The sequence below is a fragment of the Acinetobacter lanii genome, from assembly GCF_011578285.1.
GTDB lineage: Bacteria > Pseudomonadota > Gammaproteobacteria > Pseudomonadales > Moraxellaceae > Acinetobacter > Acinetobacter lanii.
Genome location: NZ_CP049916.1, coordinates 2,380,202 through 2,398,181, shown reverse-complemented (window position 1 = coordinate 2,398,181; position 17,980 = coordinate 2,380,202). Strand labels below are relative to the sequence as shown.

Sequence of the window (17,980 nt, the reverse complement as noted above, 5' to 3'; positions counted from 1 at the left end):
TACAAGGGCTGTTTTAGATAAATATCTGTAAAAGGCATGCAAAATTGTATAAATAAGCGTCTTAAACACTGTTTTTTCGTAAATTTCGTTTAAATCGATAGCTTTTCGATGGGGTAATCAGCCCATCCAAAGGTTGATCCCAGAGCTGTCGATCTAAGCGGGTTTCAACATATTGAAAGTCGTGCGCCAATCCCATACGAATCGGTTTGATCGCTGCTGTGGCTAAAGTACGGTCATAGTAACCACCGCCCATACCAATCCGTGTCCCCCAAGCATCACAGGCCAGTAGAGGCATGATCAATAAGTCGAGCTGTTTCGCATCTTTGCCACGAGATTGCATCGGTTCTTTCATCCCGAGTGGATGCTGTGAAAAGCGTTTATTTAGATATTGCTGTTGTGTGATGCGTACCCAATGTAATGTTTGATTCATATTACAAATCATGGGCAAATAGACTTTTTTACCGAGCGCAAAACTGCGCATGATGATGCGATGGCTATGCACTTCGCCAAAAGCATGCAGATACACGCCAATATGTTGAGCCTGATTAAATATCGGAGACTGACCTAATTGAGCAAGAACACGCTGTTCAGTTTTTTTATGTTCAAATACGGAAACACGGCGTCTTTGTTGTCTGAGGGTTTTTCGAAGAGATTTCATATCCATCGACATGAGGTGTTCCTGTTTAAATGTGTTTGAAATCATGCACGCTTGTCTAAGCAGCTCTAAGCAGCATGGAACGCAGTTCGAGCGGATTTTAATCTGAATAAAAAGTGCCTAAGTTTTAGCTACTTTTTAGCGAAGCATCACTTTTTAAGTCTCGCAAAATTGGACAGCAGACGGTTGCACTGTTTTCACAATCATCAATCCAAGACGTTAAGCGAAGCTTGAGCCCTTGTAGTTCCTGAATACGCTGATCAATTTTTTCTAAGCGTTGTTGGATGACTTGTCGAGCTTGGGTGCGATCCTCCAGTTCAAGTTGGAGCAGCTCCTGAATTTCACTGAGCTGTAAGCCTGCATCTTTGGCTTTTTGAATAAAATGCAAAGTTTCAATATCTTGATCATTATAATAACGATAGTGGCTATGCGTTTTGGGAATGCGCATCAGTCCAATGCGTTGATAATAACGAATGGTTTCAATATTCACCTGACAGTGTTTGGCAAGTTTTCCAATGGTCAACATCATCACCTCCACAGGATTGAATGTGTAAACAACACTTGACTCTGTACTCGGGTACAGACTTTATCCTATTGGCATATACAAATCAAAAAGGGGATCATCATGGCTGAACAAAAACCACATGCATGCTGTTCTAAATCAACCGATACAGAGATCGAATTAAAGCGATTACAGGTAATTGATACTGACCCTGTCTGTGGTATGACGGTTGGTGAGAATACGTTGCATTATGTGGACATGGATGGTCTCCGATATTTATTTTGCTGTGATGGCTGTAAACAACGCTTTATACAATCCCCTGAAAAATTTATAAACAAGCAAACTGATGATGCTGTGCAGAATGAAAAGACTTGTTGTAGTTCAAAAACACAAAAAGAAACTTTGTTTAAAGATCAGAGCATAGATTTTACTGATCCCGTCTGTGGGATGCGCGTGACAAATCCAACCAAGCCCCATACCGACTATCAAGGGCAAAGCTACTACTTTTGCTGTCAGGGCTGTTTGAACAGATTTGTTCAAGATCCAGAAAAGTATCTGGTTGATCAACCAAATCAAAATGCCTTGAATCATTCGCATGCTAAAAAAGAAGCTGTAAAAGATAAGGTAAATGAACAGTTAAATCGTCAAGATGCGGGGTGTTGTACCAAGCCTGTAATGCCTGAGCTTATCAAAGCGCCTCAACAAAGTTCATGCTGTAGAGGAAATCCACATGCGCATACACATGGTCAGTCGTCTACAGACACAGCGATTGATCCTGTTTGTGGGATGTCTGTAGATACATCGACAGAGCTAAAGACAAGCTATCAAAATCAACTCTATTATTTCTGCAACATCCTGTTTAAGCAAATTTAAGCAAGACCCTACAACTTATTTGATTCCCTTTGATCAGCGCAAAGCGCCTGAAGGCATGGATGATGTGTTGTTCACCTGCCCCATGGACCCGGAAATTGTGCAAAAAGGGCCGGGAACTTGTCCAATCTGTGGGATGGCACTTGAGCCGATGCAACCAAGCTTGGACGATGGGCCCAATCCTGAATTGGTGGATTTTAGTCATCGTTTTTGGATGACCTTGCCTTTGACATTATTGGTGTTTGTGCTCGCGATGGGGTCGCATATTCATGCCTTTATTCCGGCACACATTCAACCGTGGATTGAACTGGTCTTGAGTGTGCCTGTGGTGCTGTGGGCAGGCAAACCTTTTATTGAGCGCTGTTGGGTGTCTTACACAACCCTCAACCTGAATATGTGGAGTTTGATTGGGGTTGGGATACTGGCTGCCTTTATTTATAGTGTAGTAGCGACGGTTTTTCCTTCACTCATTCCAATGCAAGCCAAGACAGGGCATGGGGTGGCGGTGTATTTTGAAGCGGCATGTATGATTGTGAGCTTAAGCTTACTCGGACAGATCATGGAGCTAAAAGCCCGTGCCAAAACCGCAGATGCATTAAAAAGTTTAATGAAGTTGCAACCGAGCAAAGCCAAACGTATCCAACAAGGTCAAGCGGTTGAGGTAGACATTGCTGATATTCAACAAGGGGATGTTTTACAAATTGCTTCAGGTGAGCAGATTCCTCTTGATGGAGTAGTAATTGAGGGGGTTAGCCATGTCGATGAGTCGATGATGACAGGTGAACCTTTGCCGGTGAAAAAGCAAGTCGATGATCAAGTCATCGGCGGAACCATCAATCAACAAGGCAGTTTAAAAATTCGCACCACTGCCATTGGTCAAAACACCACTTTGGCAAAAATGATTCAGACCGTCGCCGACGCTCAGCGCTCTAAAGCGCCCTTGCAGCGACTGGCGGATGTTGTAGCGAAATACTTTGTGATGATCGTGTTAACTGTTGCTGTGCTGACCTTTATAGCTTGGATGGTCTTTGGACAGGCGCAGTTTGATTTGGCTCTCATGTGCGCCGTTGCGGTGTTAATCATTGCCTGCCCATGTGCACTCGGTTTAGCTACCCCCATGTCAGTCATGGCTACTACAGGTCGAGCGGCTCAAAAAGGGGTTCTGTTTAAAGATGCAGAAGCGATCGAGGCTTTAAGTCAGGTCAATACTTTAATTATTGATAAAACAGGCACATTGACGGAAGGTCGCCCAAGTCTAAAACAAGTCCAATTGTTAACAGAGCAGTTAAATCAACAGCCTTTAACGCAGGCGCAAGTCCATCAATGGATTGCATCGATCGAACAGCATTCAAGTCATCCGATTGCTCAGACTCTGACGAAATTAGTAGCTGCTGAACAATTGTTACAGATCGATGCTTTTGAAGAGGTTTCAGGCTTGGGCGTGAAAGCGCAAATAGCGGGGAAATGGGTCTATGTCGGCAGCCAAAAATTGATTGAGCAATTGGGATTAACGCTTGATTCTGTAACCTTAAATGCTGTGGATGAGCAACGAGAGCAGGGTCAGGTCATGAGTTTTCTTGCGACTGAGCAACAGGTCTTGGCATCCATTTCAATCCATGATGCAGTTAAACACAATGCCAAAGCCGTGATTGATCAGCTTAAAGTAGAGGGTGTTGAGGTGGTGATGGCAACCGGAGACCACCAAAAGAATGCGCAACTGGTCGCAGATGCTTTGGGCATTCAGCAAGTGTATGGCAACTGCAGTCCCACTGAAAAATTAGAGATAGTGAAACGTTACCAAGTACAAGGCAAAGTCGTGGCAATGGCGGGAGATGGCATCAATGATGCCCCTGCATTGGCACAAGCCAATGTCGGTATTGCAATGGGTAATGGAACGGATATTGCCAAGCAAACGGCACAAATTACCTTGGTCAAAGGAGATGTGCGTGGTGTCGCAGATGCAATACATATGGCCAAAGCAGGGGTCAAAAACATGAAGCAGAATTTGGCATTTTCATTCGTGTATAACGGTTTGGGCGTGCCTGTGGCTGCGGGATTATTTTATCCACTTACAGGGTTGTTATTAACCCCAATGATGGCAGCTGTGGCAATGTCACTGAGTTCCTTGTCGGTGGTGTTAAATGCACTGCGCTTAAATAAATCTTAGCCTTTACATTTTCTTTAAAAAGGCAGCCTCGGCTGCTTTTTTGTTGTGCGATGTCAAACCAATGACATAAATGAGTATTTCATTTTTTCTTCAGTTGAGATACTTCATTTATCCAAGCACAAAATTTGAAGGTGGTGGGCGCATTTCGAGTAGGGGTTAAATAATATGATGATATGTTTTTAGTCTTACTAAACAGATAAAATTTGTCTTAAACTAAAATAACTCTAATTTTTTACACAAAAAGTACAATTTATAATCAATTAATTTTATTGTGATTTTTTTATAAGCATTATTCTATAGATAAATTGATGAATTATATAAAAAATCTATTTTTGCCATTATTTCAATTAGTTTTACCTGTTATAAATTTTTACAATTGAGGCGTATATTTCTTGCACAAACCAGCCGCTGAACAATTTCAGTGTCGCGTAAGTGTTATTCAATATATCCTATGAGGTTTCAACAAATGAATAAGTTAATCGTGGTCATGGCTTTGTTCGCAACATTAACTGCTTGTGCTTACAATCCTACTACATATCAAGAACTTAGAGCATATGAAAACGCTGTTAGCGAACGTGCAAATGGTCTTTAATCACGTGATACTTGACTGAAATTTATCTCAGTGAAATGAAGAAGCACAGTGTTCTCCCATACTGTGCTTTTTTATTGTTTTGATGTTTTATTGAGACAAAAAAACGATTAATTGGTATTTTTAATTTCAATTTTAACTCTATCAATTTTATATAAATGCAGTGATGATTTTGTTACTTAAGATAGCTACTTTGGCAACTTAGAATGGCGAAAAATATGTCATTTTGAGTTTTTATTCAAAAATTTATTTTTTATATACTTATATAATTACTATTTAATCAATTACTTATTGAGTTTTTCTGTAGTGATTTATTTAATTTTTTATACATTTAATACCATTGATAAGATGTATTAAGGGAGATTATAAATAATCTAAAAACAATATTTAAATTATCATAATATGAAAATAATAATATTTTAATAGAGTTTATTCCTATTATTTTACTTATGTTTTATTGTTTGATTTCTATACGCACTATTTATGTATGCATTTAAATGATGATCAAAACGCAGCACATAAAAAAGGAGTGAATCGATCACTCCTTTTTTTAAGATCAACTGCAATGTACCTTGCTTAGAAGGTGCCTTGTTCGCGACGTTCAAGCATGACTTTCTTCAACATGATTCGTGGCAGGGTAAACCACAACGACACCAAAGCTAAACAGCAGAAACTGAAGGCATAGATATCAAAAGCTTCATACAAATGACGTGATACTTCAAGCACAATAAAGAACGTCAGCATCATCATCATCGACATCGCAGAAGCCACTGTGCCTTTAGACACCTCTGATGACATCATCGCCATACGGTATAGCACCGAGAAACAAATGCCTTCACCAAAGCTCATGATGGTCATCCCAATGATCAACGCCCAAACATAATAATCAGGTACGAATAAGCCAAACACGATGATCAATGCACCGAGCAACATCATCGGTAAACCCCAAAATACAGTTTGACCGAGCGGATGTTTATCGACAATTTTCACCAAAATGGTACTGCCTAAAATGAGCGCACCTAAGACAGGAATTTGCGCTAAACCGTATTGGGTACTGCTCAAGCCAATTTTTTCGACCAACATCACCGGCGAAAGCGAGATCCACAACATAATCGGTAGACACGCCATCGGTAAGGCACTGGTCAAAATCACAAACTGCTTGTTTCTATACACCATTTTGAAATCTTGCAGGATATGGCGCATCGGTTGTTTAGACAGTTTTGCTGTTTGGTCAGCAGGCATCGCCATTTTCAAACCGAAATATCCTAGTAGCGCTAAAATCGAAATCCCGATAAAGCCCCAACGCCATGACATATGGTCAATCATAAATGCACCAATGATCGGACCCAATAGCGGAGCAAACAGGGTCATATTGCCCATGATCGCCATGACTTTAATCGCAGTGCGTTCTTCAAAGTTTTCTTGGATAGCCGCATAGCCGACAGCGCTGATCACGGTTAAGCCCATGCCTTGAAAAAAGCGTAGACCCAAGAAGCTTTGAATATTTTGGGTAAACAAAATCAAAATACAGGTCACAGCAAAAAACAGTGCGCCACCCAATAAGATTTTTTTACGTCCAATACGGTCAGATAAAGGCCCCATGAGCCAAGCGATACAACCACCGCCCAATAAATAGAAGGACATGGATGCAGGAGACCATGAACTGCTGACCCCAAAATCACGGGTCACAGACAGCATGGCAGGTTGCACCAAGTCGTTGCCTAGGTAGACAGCGAACTCAAAAAGCACCAATGCCAACGGGAAAATAAAGGTGGCAAAACTAAGTTTAGAAATTTGTGGGCTGGACATTGTTCTTACATAAAGTTAAAGCCTGTCCGTTTGGGCGTTCCATGTGGGGAAAGTCCAATCTGAATGACAAGCAAGGAGATCGATAAAAATTTGAAAATGAATGCCAATAAAGGTCCGAAGCATAGATGGGAGATCATGCTTGAAGGATTAGACAGGACAATTTCAACAGGAGATAAAAAATAAACCCACGACAAGGCGTAGGTATAAAAAGTGCGCGTAGTCTATCAGAGTTTTGGTCTGAACCAAAATTGAATTCTGAACGTACTAGATAAGGAGCAGGTGGTTTTTACAGACGGATGATTATGAATCGATAAAATCACCTGCTTTGCCATATTCAGATTGGCTATAGAACTAAGCTTCTCAAAAGAAGTACAACATTAAAATTCATTTTAAGCTGGTTCATATCAACAGGGCAGCGAGGTCATTAACGTTCTGTAATCGGTATAAGGGTGATCATGGAACGAAAATCCGTATAATGGCGACCCGCTTCTACTATTTGCTGTTTGCTTCGAACTTTATGCCGAGTTTCTCCCAACCCTTTCACAATCATCCATTCACCATTTTGTTTGAATACCTGTGTGTTACGACCAATGAAGCGCCCATTCGACAGGAATTTGCAGGCTTTCCCACCGCCATGACATTGGCAGACCGGGTGCATTCTGATGATGATATGGCACCTTTAAAGGCAAGTTATAACTATTCCAACTCCATTGATAAGATGATTCATTTTGCCGGTAAGGGGCGAGATATCGAAGATTTCAGCGCATTTCTGACTGAAGCCAAGCAAGCCAATATTAAACATCTTTTATTACTCACAGGCGATAAGCTGAAAGGTCATCAAGATGGATCGCAGGGTAGGCCACGTACTCGCTATTTGGAATCGGTCAATGCGGTCATGGCAGCGAAAGAGTTTGGTGATTTTCATGTGGGTGTGGCGTTCAATCCTTTTAAGTATGTAGAAGCAGAACGAGATGCGCAGTATTTAAAACTACATAAAAAAATGAAAGCAGGTGCGGATTTTATCATCACCCAATTGGGCTACGACATGCAGGCACTCAAGCAAGCACAAGTCTTCTTAAAAGATCATCACTATCAACAACAGATATTTGCTTGTGTGATGCCATTGAGCTTGGGACGTGCCAATTTCATGGTGAAAAATAAAGTCGCAGGTATCGTAATCACACCACATATGCTGAACGTATTGGCAGAGGAAAAACAGGTGGGACAAGTTGAGCATGTTTATATGCGTTGTGCCATACAAATATTGATGTGCAAACATTTAGGTTTTGCAGGTATTCATTTATCGAGTTGTCATCAACCTCAAGATCAAAACCGTTTAGAAAACTACATCAAGCAGTTTCAACATCTAGATTTAAATCATCTTGAAAGCCTATGGAAAGAATTATGGCAAATACAGACAGGCAATGAATTTATACCCCAATTAAATCATTACTCCTATCCTGCAACATCGACTCAAATCATTAAATATCATCAATTGCATTTGATGCATGAGGCAATCTTTGATTCAAAAATTGCATGTCAATTGGGGCGTTTCGTTTTTAAATCTAAATTTTGGAACAATTCGTTTGCAGATCAAGCTTTATTGAAATCCGAATGGATCAGTAAGCATCGTATCGTTGGTTGTGAGAGTTGTGGTCAATGTCGACTTGGCGATACCTTATATATTTGCCCTGAAACGTGTCCGAAAGGTTTGGCCAATGGTCCCTGTGGTGGGACAACTTTAGATCGCTGTGAATTTGGTGATCGAGAATGCATTCATTCGGTGAAAGCACGACTGGCGAAAGCAGTGGGGGAAACTGAAATCTTAAGAGAAAACCTGATTCCGACTGTTCCTTTAGAAATACGTGGGAGTAGTTCGTGGAAAAATTGGTTCTTGGCGACAGAAGCTTAACAATTATTTTTTCATAGTATTGGTATCATCTTGATCACCGATTGAATTAAGTCCACTTCTTGTTGAATGATTAGTCGTGGACTTGAACTTCAATATATAAAAATGAGCATGCAACATAAGGTCAGTCTCACAAAGTCAGTCTTCTAAGGGGAAGATATTCATTCATCCCCTCAGAACATCAATGGCTGACTGGGTTCGGCGTGACATTACAGCGTTATTTAAAACTTAACGCTGAGTCGACCCCAATAGTTACGACCGACATTGTTAAATTGTTCTTCCGCTGCAAAGCCGAAGCCTGAATTTCCTGAACGATTTAAATGTTCTGTATAGGTTTTACCGAGTAGGTTATCGATGCCTACAGATAAATCAACACCGTCCTTAAGAGTATAAGTCCCATTCAAAGCGAGTGTGGTGAATCCTGCACTTTTTTTCATGTCATAACCGACAATATTGCCTTCATTTAAACTCACGCGATTTTGACTGGCAACCACTCGCCAGAGTAAACCTACATTATATTTGTCTTGAACATAGCGCAGGTTCATACGACCTTCAAAGGGTGCAATTTGAGGTAGCGGCGTATTGTTGGTGGTGTTACGTCCCCAAGCATACATGCCACTGACATCTGCTTGAAGATGGGGTGTAAATTCGTAGCCTAAGCCAAATTCAGCACCGGCAATGGTGGCATTAACATTTCTCGCATAGGCACTTTTTGCACTTCCCATTTGCATACCACCTGACATGGTATTCATCGGCATGATCTGATTCATGGTCTGATGCATAGCCATCGTTGTATCCATCGACATAGCAGGGCTTTGATAGCTCATGAGAATATAATCTTTGACCATGCCGACATAAGCCGAAGCCCATGAACTGAACGCACCATGATGATGTTGATAACCTAAATCGAGCTGTAAGGTTTTCTCCGTATCAACGCCATTAAAGGTATTTACACTGCCCGTATTGCCTTGTTTAGGACTAAACAATTCCCAATAATCCGGCATACGTTCGACGAAACCAACGCCAATATAGGTTTTGGCATCATGATGTGGATGTTGATTTTCAAATCTGAAAAAACCACTTGGGAGGGTTTTGTCTAATGCGGTATTCAGACCTGCAACATGTGAGTCCTGCCGTAAATCTTTGACATGCACTTGATCGATACGTGCACCTGCGACCCATTTATATTGATCATTGATCGGGTAACTGAGTTCACTAAACGCCCCATAAGATTCAAATTTCATATCTGAACTACGGGGTTGTTGCACGTAGCTATTGTTCATGCCAGAACGTGTGGCATGCTCATTATGTTGGGTATCCACCCCAGAAATGAGTTGTAATTTATCCCATTCGCTGGTCATGGCAACGCGTGCATTGAGTGTACGACGTGACACATTGGTCGCCATCGGCATTTTCATGCCGTCGTTTGGATTAAACGGTCTTAAGCTAAAGTTATCCATGACATGATCATTGAAGCTATAGTTCACTTGTCCTTCAATTTGCTGGATGACGTCATTGATATGTTGTTTACGGAATTTTAGCCCGAGACTTTCGCGTTTAAATGCCGAACCATCCATAGCTCGACCTGCATATAACGCTTCACCATCTGATTTCCCTCCAGTCAGTTCAAACCATGTGTCTGGATTGGGCATCCAACCAACAGCAAGATCAGCGTTCCAGCGTTCCCATGCAGAGGGTACGTGTTGATGACTTCCATCAACATAGCTGTTTGAGGTTGAACGATTGGTATTGAGTCTTAGATATTTCTTTTCATCACCCACAGCCGCTTCTAAGTTTTGGTCCACTCGCCCAAAAGAACCGAGCATGACGCTGGCTTGTCCTCGATAGGGCTTATCGGTGGTTAAGCTTTCAGGCTCACGCTCAAAAATAACGGTTGCGGCTGAACCTGTATTGGCATATTGAACGGTTTGAGGACCTTTAATGACTGAAATTTTGTCATAACTTTCTGGGCTAATATAGGACGTGGGCGCATCCATCCGGCTAGGACACGCCCCCAGATTTTCACTACCATCGGTTAAAATTTTAATGCGAGAGCCAAACATGCCACGGAAAGTTACATCTCCATTGGCACCGCCACTTTGTACCTGATTAAATCCGATAATACTTTGCAAATAGTCCGCACCATCAGCAGAAGGAATAGGTTGAGTCGGCTGTTTGGGATCGGCACGGACAATCAAGCCATTGGCATCATTGCCTTGTTGCGCGGTCGCAACAATAGGAGCCAAACTGACAGATTCGTTGTGCATGGACATTGTGGGCTGAGTGGAATCTTCAGCTAAGGTAGACGCAGAATAACAAGCAATCAGAATTGCAGCCGTTAAGGGCTGTAACAAAAAAGCAGGACGTAACATAACACTGAACTCTTAATAATCAGAAGAATACTTGTGAAAGAAACAAGCAAATAAAATGATGATTTAAGCCAGTACTGGAGGAGCACGCCCTTGGGGGGTGAGAAAGAGTCGCTGTAGCGCAAAATAAATATGTAAAGTGGCTTGTTTAAAGGCAAGCAACTTGACCTGTATGCGATCGATGATCATAACGAGATCAAACTCAGGCGGTAAAACCTGTTGAGCGAAGACTTTACAATATTGACACTGATGATTCGGATCTTGATGGTCATGCGTTGCACCATCAGTTTGATGCGTCATCAGATGATGCATGGGGTGATCTATGGTTTGATGCACAGAATAATGCTGATCTGAAGATTGTATGCTTGGACCATGTGTCCCCGCATGTACAGCTTCAGAATGCGCTAAATTCTGTTTTTGAGCGAGAATTGAAATTTTCTCTTGGACTAAAGCACGGGCAATGGTTTCACAGACCGGTGCAATTTGATATTGCTTCGGTAGCAAAGGCTGTAGAAACACAGCGATCTGTAACGCTATCGCAATACACGAAAGCAAAAAACCACTTTTCAAAAACAAAAGATCAAAGCTCTTTCATGATCAAATATGGGGCATATCATATACTAAAGTTGAGTGGTTTTAAATCTTCGGCTTTGAATTACGCTTTTGCACTCGGTGTTTAAAAAATAAAATTTTCCGAATTTAACTTTAAAATTAGTCTGTTGCTCAAAAGTGTATCTATTCAGCATTTCTCTAAATGCTCTAATGATCACAGATAGAATAAACATAAGATAAGGGTCATGTATTCATGTGGTGCTTATGCACAGTGATTCTCTTCACTGAGCGTAAATCCGTTGATCATCTTTAGGGAATTTAGGGTAGAGAAACTGCCGATTTTGAATCGACATTATAGCAATTAACTTTTAACATGAATTTTACTCAGCTTTAATTGAATTTATATCGTTTTACTCATGTTTGGATTCACGCTTAAATAAACCTATAGAGAAATTTAGCTTTTTATAAAAATTTAGGGTGAATCTTCATGGGTAACGCATTCCAATGTTCAATCAAGCGTATTCGTTTTGACGAGAATTATGAACCTGCAAGCAATACACGTCAGACCACTAATTTTGCCAATTTGGCACGGGGCGAAAGTCGTCAACAAAACCTGCGTCGTACACTCGCGATGATCAATAATCGTTTTAACAGCTTGGCGACAGTCGATAATCCAAAAGGTGATCGCTATTCCCTTGAGATTGATATTATTTCTGCGGAAATTGATATCGAGGGCAACGGTCAAACTTTCCCCTTTATTGAAACACTCAAAAGCACGATTCTTGATCACAAAACCCATCAGCGTATTGAAGGTATGATTGGAAACAGTTTTTCTTCTTATGTACGTGATTATGACTTCAGTGTCGTGCTGCCGGCATTGGGCTGTAAGTTTAATGAGATACCTGAAGACTTTGGTGATTTGCATGGCAAGCTCTATTTGCATCTGGTGAACTCAGACGTATTTAAAACAGAATTTAGACAAAATCCTGTGATCTGTTTAAGTGTGTCGACCACAAAAACCTATTACCAAACAGCGAACGTGCATCCAGTCCTTGGTGTGGAATACACCAATGATGATTACTCACGTACTGATGCTTACTTTGCAAAAATGGGTTTAAGCGTTCGTTACTTTAAACCTCAAGGCGCGAATGCACCCTTGGCTTTCTACTGTGCAGGCGATCTACTTCGTGACTACATGGACTTTGAATTGATCAGTGCGATTGCGACGATGGAAAGCTTCCAAAAAATTTACCGACCTGAAATTTACAACACCAATTCTCCGGCAGGTGTGGAGTATCAACCCAGCTTGAGCTATGGCGATTATTCATTGACACGTATTGAATATGACCGTGTTGAACGGGGGCAATTGGCAGTGAAACAAGGCAAATGGACAGAAGAACACTTCATTAAACCCTATAAAAACATTCTTTATGAGTGGGCGGCGAATTTTAAAGTTGAAACAGCGCAGCAAGACGCTGCTGCTTAATCCACACACGATTTATTCATTAATCCATTGATTGATTCACGCATTTTAAAAAAGAAGATAAAACATGAGCATTTTACTCCCAGCATCAACAGCAGGCAGCTTACCAAAACCATCATGGCTCGCGGAACCTGAAAAATTATGGTCTGCTTGGAAACTTGAAGGCGAAGAGCTTCTTGAAGCAAAACGTGATGCGTTGAAGCTTTCGTTGCATGAACAACTTCTTGCAGGTATTGATATTGTTTCGGATGGTGAACAAACCCGTCAGCATTTTGTCACCACCTTTATTGAACACTTAGAAGGGGTGGATTTTAATAAGCGTGAAACTATGCGGATTCGTAATCGTTATGATGCCAGTGTGCCTTCGGTAGTCGGTGAAGTGTCACGTAAAAAATCAGTATTTGTTGAAGATGCCAAATTCTTACGCAGTCAGACCCATCAGCCGATTAAATGGGCACTGCCTGGCCCAATGACCATGATTGATACCCTATATGATGGTCATTACAAAAGCCGTGAAAAATTAGCTTGGGAATTTGCCAAAATTCTCAATCAAGAAGCTTTAGAACTACAAGCGGCAGGCGTGGATATTATTCAGTTCGATGAACCTGCTTTTAACGTGTTTTTTGATGAAGTGAATGATTGGGGGATTCCAACCTTAGAGCGTGCCCTTGAAGGTCTTAAATGTGAAACCGCGGTGCACATTTGCTATGGCTACGGCATTAAAGCCAATACCGATTGGAAACAAACCTTAGGAAATGAATGGCGTCAGTATGAAAAGTCATTCCCGAAACTGCAAAAGTCCAAGCTCGATATCATTTCTTTAGAATGCCAAAACTCACGTGTGCCAATGGAGCTCATTGAACTGATTCGAGGTAAGAAAGTGATGGTCGGGGCAATTGATGTGGCGACCAATCAGATTGAAACCTCTGAAGACGTGGCAAATACTTTACGTAAAGCACTTCAGTTCGTCGATGCGGACAAGCTTTATCCATCGACCAACTGTGGTATGGCGCCCTTGTCTCGCCAAGTGGCACGGGGTAAGTTGAATGCACTCAGTGCTGGTGCAGCAATTATTCGTAAAGAATTGACTGCCTAAACATCAAGATCAGCACAGTGTGATTTTGCATGAATCCATTCATGCAAAATGACCTTGGACTTGATCACCACCACGTATTCAGATAAAGCGCAATTGAGGGTTAAAGTAATGGTTGACGCGACACAGTTTAAAAATGCCATGTCTTCACTCACGAGTGCGGTCAGTATTATTACGACCGCAGGTACAGCAGGGCGTCATGGTTTTACTGCATCTGCGGTGTGTAGCGTGACCGACACACCGCCGACATTATTAGTCTGTATGAATCAATCTTCGCGTTCACATGCACATTTTTTGGCACATCAAAAGTTGGCGGTGAATGTATTGGCAAGCCAACATGAAGCGCTATCCAACGCTTTTGCCTCGAGTCAATTGAGTTCCGAACAGCGCTTTGCCTTTGCCGAGTGGACGACATTAAGCACCGAATCACCGATTTTAAAAGATGCCTTGGTCAGCTTTGATTGTGAGATTGAACAGATTCACAATGTCGGAACTCATACGATTTTAATTTGTCCAATTGTTGCGATCCAACAAAATCAGCATCCGTCTGATGGGGCATTGGTGTATTTCAATCGGGCTTATCATCAAGTGGGTGAAGTCGAATTGGCTTAATTCGAATGCGTGATAAGATTTTTTAATTTATTGGTTTCGTGACTATTGAGTTAGTCTGTTGTGGAATGGATCACTTTTTATTGATTGGCGGGTGTATAGGTTTTGCAGTAGGGGTGATTTGTGTTGGTGGGGGAACAATTATTGTACCTTAATGCTTTATTGTATTTGCACAAATGGATTATTCAAAAGTTGTGATTATGCGTTTTATGCATCGATATCGTAAGTTTATTGACTGCGAAATGAGGTTCGATAACCGCACACACCTTAGCTTAAGTCATGTTTAAAAAGTGCTCTGCGCTGTTGCTGTTGGGGGTGGTGTTGGTGTTGGAAAGTTTCTTTATCTATAAAGGCATGATTTAGCTCTTTTTTGAGATCCCAGATAAGGCTTTGATAAAAAAAGCTCAATGAGAGTGAGCTTTATGTTTTATCATCAGGATAAACGTTTTTAAGCATGCGTTATTCTATTTGAGGTTTTTTCTTCAATATTCACGTTTGAGAATGTATTTTGGTCCCTTCACAAAAAAACGATGTTCATTCTTATTGAGAGCTTGTCCCATATTTCTTACATGAATTTTATTGCTAGTAATACTCGTCGTGTCTGTAGGATTGAATAGTTTGTCTTTGCGATCATTCATGCTACATACATTTATGCCACATACATTTATGCCACATACATTCATCCCAAATACTCTCAGGCAAATAGTGCATGATTTATCATCTGTATTTAAATAACTTGAACAGGTGTAAGAAGTACGTGATCTATCATTGTTCACACAATATTAGCTGTTATTCTGCTCGTTTCAATAAATGGATATTTGAATATAAGATTGATTAAAAAATATATATCCAGAAATTTCTTACTTCTTTTTTATCATTCCCTTGATTGTGTACGTATTATATAAACCTAACACACTGCTATTAAAACTGATGAAGGGAACTAAGTGGAATTAAAACAGCTCAAATACTTTATCACAATTGTAGAATCTGGAAGCCTGGGCAAAGCCGCACAAAAATTAGATGTAGGCACGTCTGCTTTAAGCCAGCAAATTGCCAAATTAGAAGATGAATTATGTACGCGCCTTTTAAGCCGAACTTCTACAGGGGTTACACCTACTCCTGCAGGCTCAGCTTTTTTAAAACAGGCGCAATTATCATTACGCCATGTACAGTATGCCATTGAGGCGGCACATTCTTCTCGTTTAACGGGTCATGTCAGTGTCGGTTTTTCACCCAGTATTGCCTCTGTGCTCGGCATACCCTTCATGAAGCTGATGTCAGAACGCTATCCAGATATCAAAATTCATTTAGTCGAAAGCTTATCTGGAAACCTTACGAATCTTGTCAATTCAAGACAACTTGATATCGCGATTATCTTTACACAGGACGTAGATACCAATTGGTCTGTACAACCTTTATTGAAAGAGCAAATGTTTTTAATGGCAAACAAAGCGTTGCTACAAGAATTTGGGTTTGAACAATGTATTCAAGAGGGTGAAATTGATTTACAACGAATCAATCAATTGCCACTAGCACTACCCAGTCAAAGACATGGTCTCCGCAAATTTTTAGATCAAAAAGTGGAATTATTAGATGTCGACTATGAAGTAGATGGACTACATTTATTAATGAATTGTGTGAGTAACTTAAATATGGCCACGATTCAGCCTGTAAGTGCACACTTCGATTACCTTAAATCTGATATTTGCTTATTGAAAGTAGTCGAACCAAAACTCGATAGAATTAATTACTTGATTAGTATTTCGGAAGAACAGCTTTCTCCTGCCAGCCTTGCCACCAAAGTAGCCATAAAAAGTTGTGTTAAGGATTTAATAAATAAAGGTTTATGGCCAAGTGCGGAACTATTAGACTTTTAGCCTATTTAATTTTATTAAATACCTATTTAAATTAAGCCTCTCACAGATTTCCTTGCTTTAGACTTAAATTACATCAAATTCGAAAGGGAAGACATCGAATGCATGATGTAATTGTGATTGGCGGTGGGAATGCCGCATTATGTGCAGCGCTCACTGCACGAGAAGCGGGTGCTTCAGTATTACTTTTGGAGGCAGCGCCAAAAGAATGGAGAGGTGGGAACTCACAGCACACACGTAATTTACGTTGTATGCATGACGCGCCTCAGGATGTACTGATTGATGCCTATCCTGAAGAAGAATACTGGCAAGATTTATTAAAAGTGACTGCAGGTAAAACCAATGAGCATTTGGCGCGTCTTGTTATTCGCTCAACTGCAACCTGTCGTGATTGGATGCGTAAGCATGGCGTAAATTTTCAGCCACCTTTATCAGGTGCTCTGCATGTTGCACGAACCAATGCCTTCTTTATGGGCGGTGGAAAAGCACTGGTCAATGCCTATTTTAGAAGTGCTCAGAATCTCGGTGTCAAAATTCGTTATAACACCAAAATTACCAAATTGATTATTGAAGATGGCGTGTTTAAATCTGTGATTGCGGAAGATGGGACGTGCTTTGAAGGTGCTTCTTGCGTTCTGGCTGCGGGTGGATTTGAATCGAACCGTGAGTGGTTACGTGAAGCCTGGGGTCAAAACGAAAATGGGGAATGGCCTGCAGACAATTTTATTATCCGTGGAACACGTTTCAATCAAGGTAATTTGCTGAAATTCATGATGGATCAAGGTGCGGATATTATTGGCGATCCTTCGCAATCACACTGTGTCGCCGTTGATGCACGTGCACCGCTTTATGATGGTGGTATTTGTACCCGTATTGACTGCGTATCTTTAGGGATTGTAGTCAATAAAAATGCGCAACGTTTCTACGATGAAGGCGAAGATTTTTGGCCAAAACGTTATGCGATCTGGGGGCGTTTAGTCGCCAAACAACCGAATCAAATTGCCTATTCAATCATTGATTCAAAATCTGTGGGTCGCTTCATGCCACCCGTTTTTGAAGGGACTCAAGCAAACACGATAGAAGAGCTTGCAGAAAAACTTAATCTAGATGTCACGACGCTTTCTAAAACGGTAGCCGAATATAACCAAGCCTGTGTTAAAGGCGAATTTAATCATACCGTACTTGACAACTGTCATACCGAAAATCTAATCCCCGCTAAAACGCATTGGGCTGTGCCTTTAGATCAGCCACCATTTTATGCCTATGCACTTCGTCCAGGAATTACTTTTACATACTTGGGTTTAAAAGTCGAAGACGATGCAGCGGTACGTTTTAACAATAAACCCAGCCCAAATCTGTATGTCGCAGGTGAAATGATGGCAGGCAATGTATTGGGGCAAGGCTATACGGCAGGTGTAGGGATGTCGATTGGTACAACGTTTGGTCGTATTGCAGGTCAAAATGCTGCAAAAGCTGCATTCATGCAGGGAGTTTAAAAG

At 41.1% G+C, this 17,980-nt stretch carries 11 protein-coding genes and 1 pseudogene; 7 read left to right on the top strand and 5 right to left on the bottom strand.

Features of this window, described 5'->3' with window-relative positions; genetic code table 11:
- Positions 1-61: 61 nt before the first annotated feature.
- Both G8D99_RS10915 and G8D99_RS10910 read right to left on the bottom strand, forming a co-directional pair.
- Positions 62-670, bottom strand: a complete 609-nt coding sequence (locus tag G8D99_RS10915; RefSeq protein ID WP_166325724.1) for a 5-formyltetrahydrofolate cyclo-ligase — start codon at positions 668-670, stop codon at positions 62-64.
- 112 nt (positions 671-782) lie between these two features.
- Complete coding sequence (locus G8D99_RS10910; protein WP_166327718.1) at positions 783-1,181, bottom strand: MerR family transcriptional regulator; 399 nt, start codon at positions 1,179-1,181, stop codon at positions 783-785.
- 99 nt (positions 1,182-1,280) lie between these two features.
- Here G8D99_RS10910 and G8D99_RS10905 point away from each other — a divergent pair.
- A pseudogene (locus tag G8D99_RS10905) lies at positions 1,281-4,194 on the top strand (heavy metal translocating P-type ATPase).
- A gap of 1,165 nt (positions 4,195-5,359) precedes the next feature.
- On the opposite strand, the gene G8D99_RS10900 reads toward G8D99_RS10905, so the two are convergent.
- Positions 5,360-6,592 (bottom strand): MFS transporter, encoded by a 1,233-nt coding sequence (locus tag G8D99_RS10900; RefSeq protein WP_166325721.1) that lies wholly within the window; start codon positions 6,590-6,592, stop codon positions 5,360-5,362.
- 517 nt (positions 6,593-7,109) lie between these two features.
- On the opposite strand from G8D99_RS10900, the gene G8D99_RS10895 reads away from it, so the two are divergent.
- A complete protein-coding gene (locus tag G8D99_RS10895) occupies positions 7,110-8,504 on the top strand; it encodes a methylenetetrahydrofolate reductase C-terminal domain-containing protein (protein WP_166327716.1) in 1,395 nt (464 codons plus the stop codon).
- A 218-nt stretch (positions 8,505-8,722) separates the two neighbouring features.
- Here the strand turns inward: G8D99_RS10895 and G8D99_RS10890 are convergent, their stop codons facing one another.
- Both G8D99_RS10890 and G8D99_RS10885 read right to left on the bottom strand, forming a co-directional pair.
- Positions 8,723-10,873 (bottom strand): TonB-dependent copper receptor, encoded by a 2,151-nt coding sequence (locus tag G8D99_RS10890; protein ID WP_166325719.1) that lies wholly within the window; start codon positions 10,871-10,873, stop codon positions 8,723-8,725.
- 63 nt (positions 10,874-10,936) lie between these two features.
- Positions 10,937-11,446: a DUF2946 domain-containing protein gene (locus G8D99_RS10885; RefSeq protein WP_166325716.1), complete on the bottom strand. Its 510-nt coding sequence runs from the start codon at positions 11,444-11,446 to the stop codon at positions 10,937-10,939.
- 463 nt (positions 11,447-11,909) lie between these two features.
- On the opposite strand from G8D99_RS10885, the gene G8D99_RS10880 reads away from it, so the two are divergent.
- The 5 genes from G8D99_RS10880 (at position 11,910) to tcuA (ending at position 17,977) form a co-directional block, all read left to right on the top strand.
- The gene (locus G8D99_RS10880) at positions 11,910-12,908 is read left to right on the top strand and encodes a putative oxygenase MesX (RefSeq protein WP_166325713.1); all 999 of its coding nucleotides are present in this window, start codon (positions 11,910-11,912) and stop codon (positions 12,906-12,908) included.
- 64 nt (positions 12,909-12,972) lie between these two features.
- Positions 12,973-14,001, top strand: a complete 1,029-nt coding sequence (locus tag G8D99_RS10875) for a methionine synthase (RefSeq protein ID WP_166325710.1) — start codon at positions 12,973-12,975, stop codon at positions 13,999-14,001.
- A gap of 108 nt (positions 14,002-14,109) precedes the next feature.
- Positions 14,110-14,610, top strand: coding sequence for a flavin reductase (locus G8D99_RS10870; RefSeq protein ID WP_166325707.1), 501 nt, complete (start codon positions 14,110-14,112; stop codon positions 14,608-14,610).
- Between the two features lie 941 nt (positions 14,611-15,551).
- Complete coding sequence (locus G8D99_RS10865) at positions 15,552-16,484, top strand: LysR family transcriptional regulator (protein ID WP_166325704.1); 933 nt, start codon at positions 15,552-15,554, stop codon at positions 16,482-16,484.
- A gap of 98 nt (positions 16,485-16,582) precedes the next feature.
- The gene (gene tcuA, locus G8D99_RS10860) at positions 16,583-17,977 is read left to right on the top strand and encodes an FAD-dependent tricarballylate dehydrogenase TcuA (RefSeq protein ID WP_166325701.1); all 1,395 of its coding nucleotides are present in this window, start codon (positions 16,583-16,585) and stop codon (positions 17,975-17,977) included.
- Positions 17,978-17,980: the final 3 nt, after the last annotated feature.

Excerpts from the sequence above, each read along its gene's own strand:
- G8D99_RS10915 (WP_166325724.1), bottom strand. The coding sequence starts at position 670 with ATGTCGATGGATATGAAATCTCTTCGAAAAACCCTCAGACAACAAAGA.
- G8D99_RS10910 (WP_166327718.1), bottom strand. The coding sequence starts at position 1,181 with ATGTTGACCATTGGAAAACTTGCCAAACACTGTCAGGTGAATATTGAA.
- G8D99_RS10900 (WP_166325721.1), bottom strand. The coding sequence starts at position 6,592 with ATGTCCAGCCCACAAATTTCTAAACTTAGTTTTGCCACCTTTATTTTC.
- G8D99_RS10895 (WP_166327716.1), top strand. The coding sequence starts at position 7,110 with ATGCCGAGTTTCTCCCAACCCTTTCACAATCATCCATTCACCATTTTG.
- G8D99_RS10890 (WP_166325719.1), bottom strand. The coding sequence starts at position 10,873 with ATGTTACGTCCTGCTTTTTTGTTACAGCCCTTAACGGCTGCAATTCTG.
- G8D99_RS10880 (WP_166325713.1), top strand. The coding sequence starts at position 11,910 with ATGGGTAACGCATTCCAATGTTCAATCAAGCGTATTCGTTTTGACGAG.
- G8D99_RS10875 (WP_166325710.1), top strand. The coding sequence starts at position 12,973 with ATGAGCATTTTACTCCCAGCATCAACAGCAGGCAGCTTACCAAAACCA.
- G8D99_RS10870 (WP_166325707.1), top strand. The coding sequence starts at position 14,110 with ATGGTTGACGCGACACAGTTTAAAAATGCCATGTCTTCACTCACGAGT.
- tcuA (WP_166325701.1), top strand. The coding sequence starts at position 16,583 with ATGCATGATGTAATTGTGATTGGCGGTGGGAATGCCGCATTATGTGCA.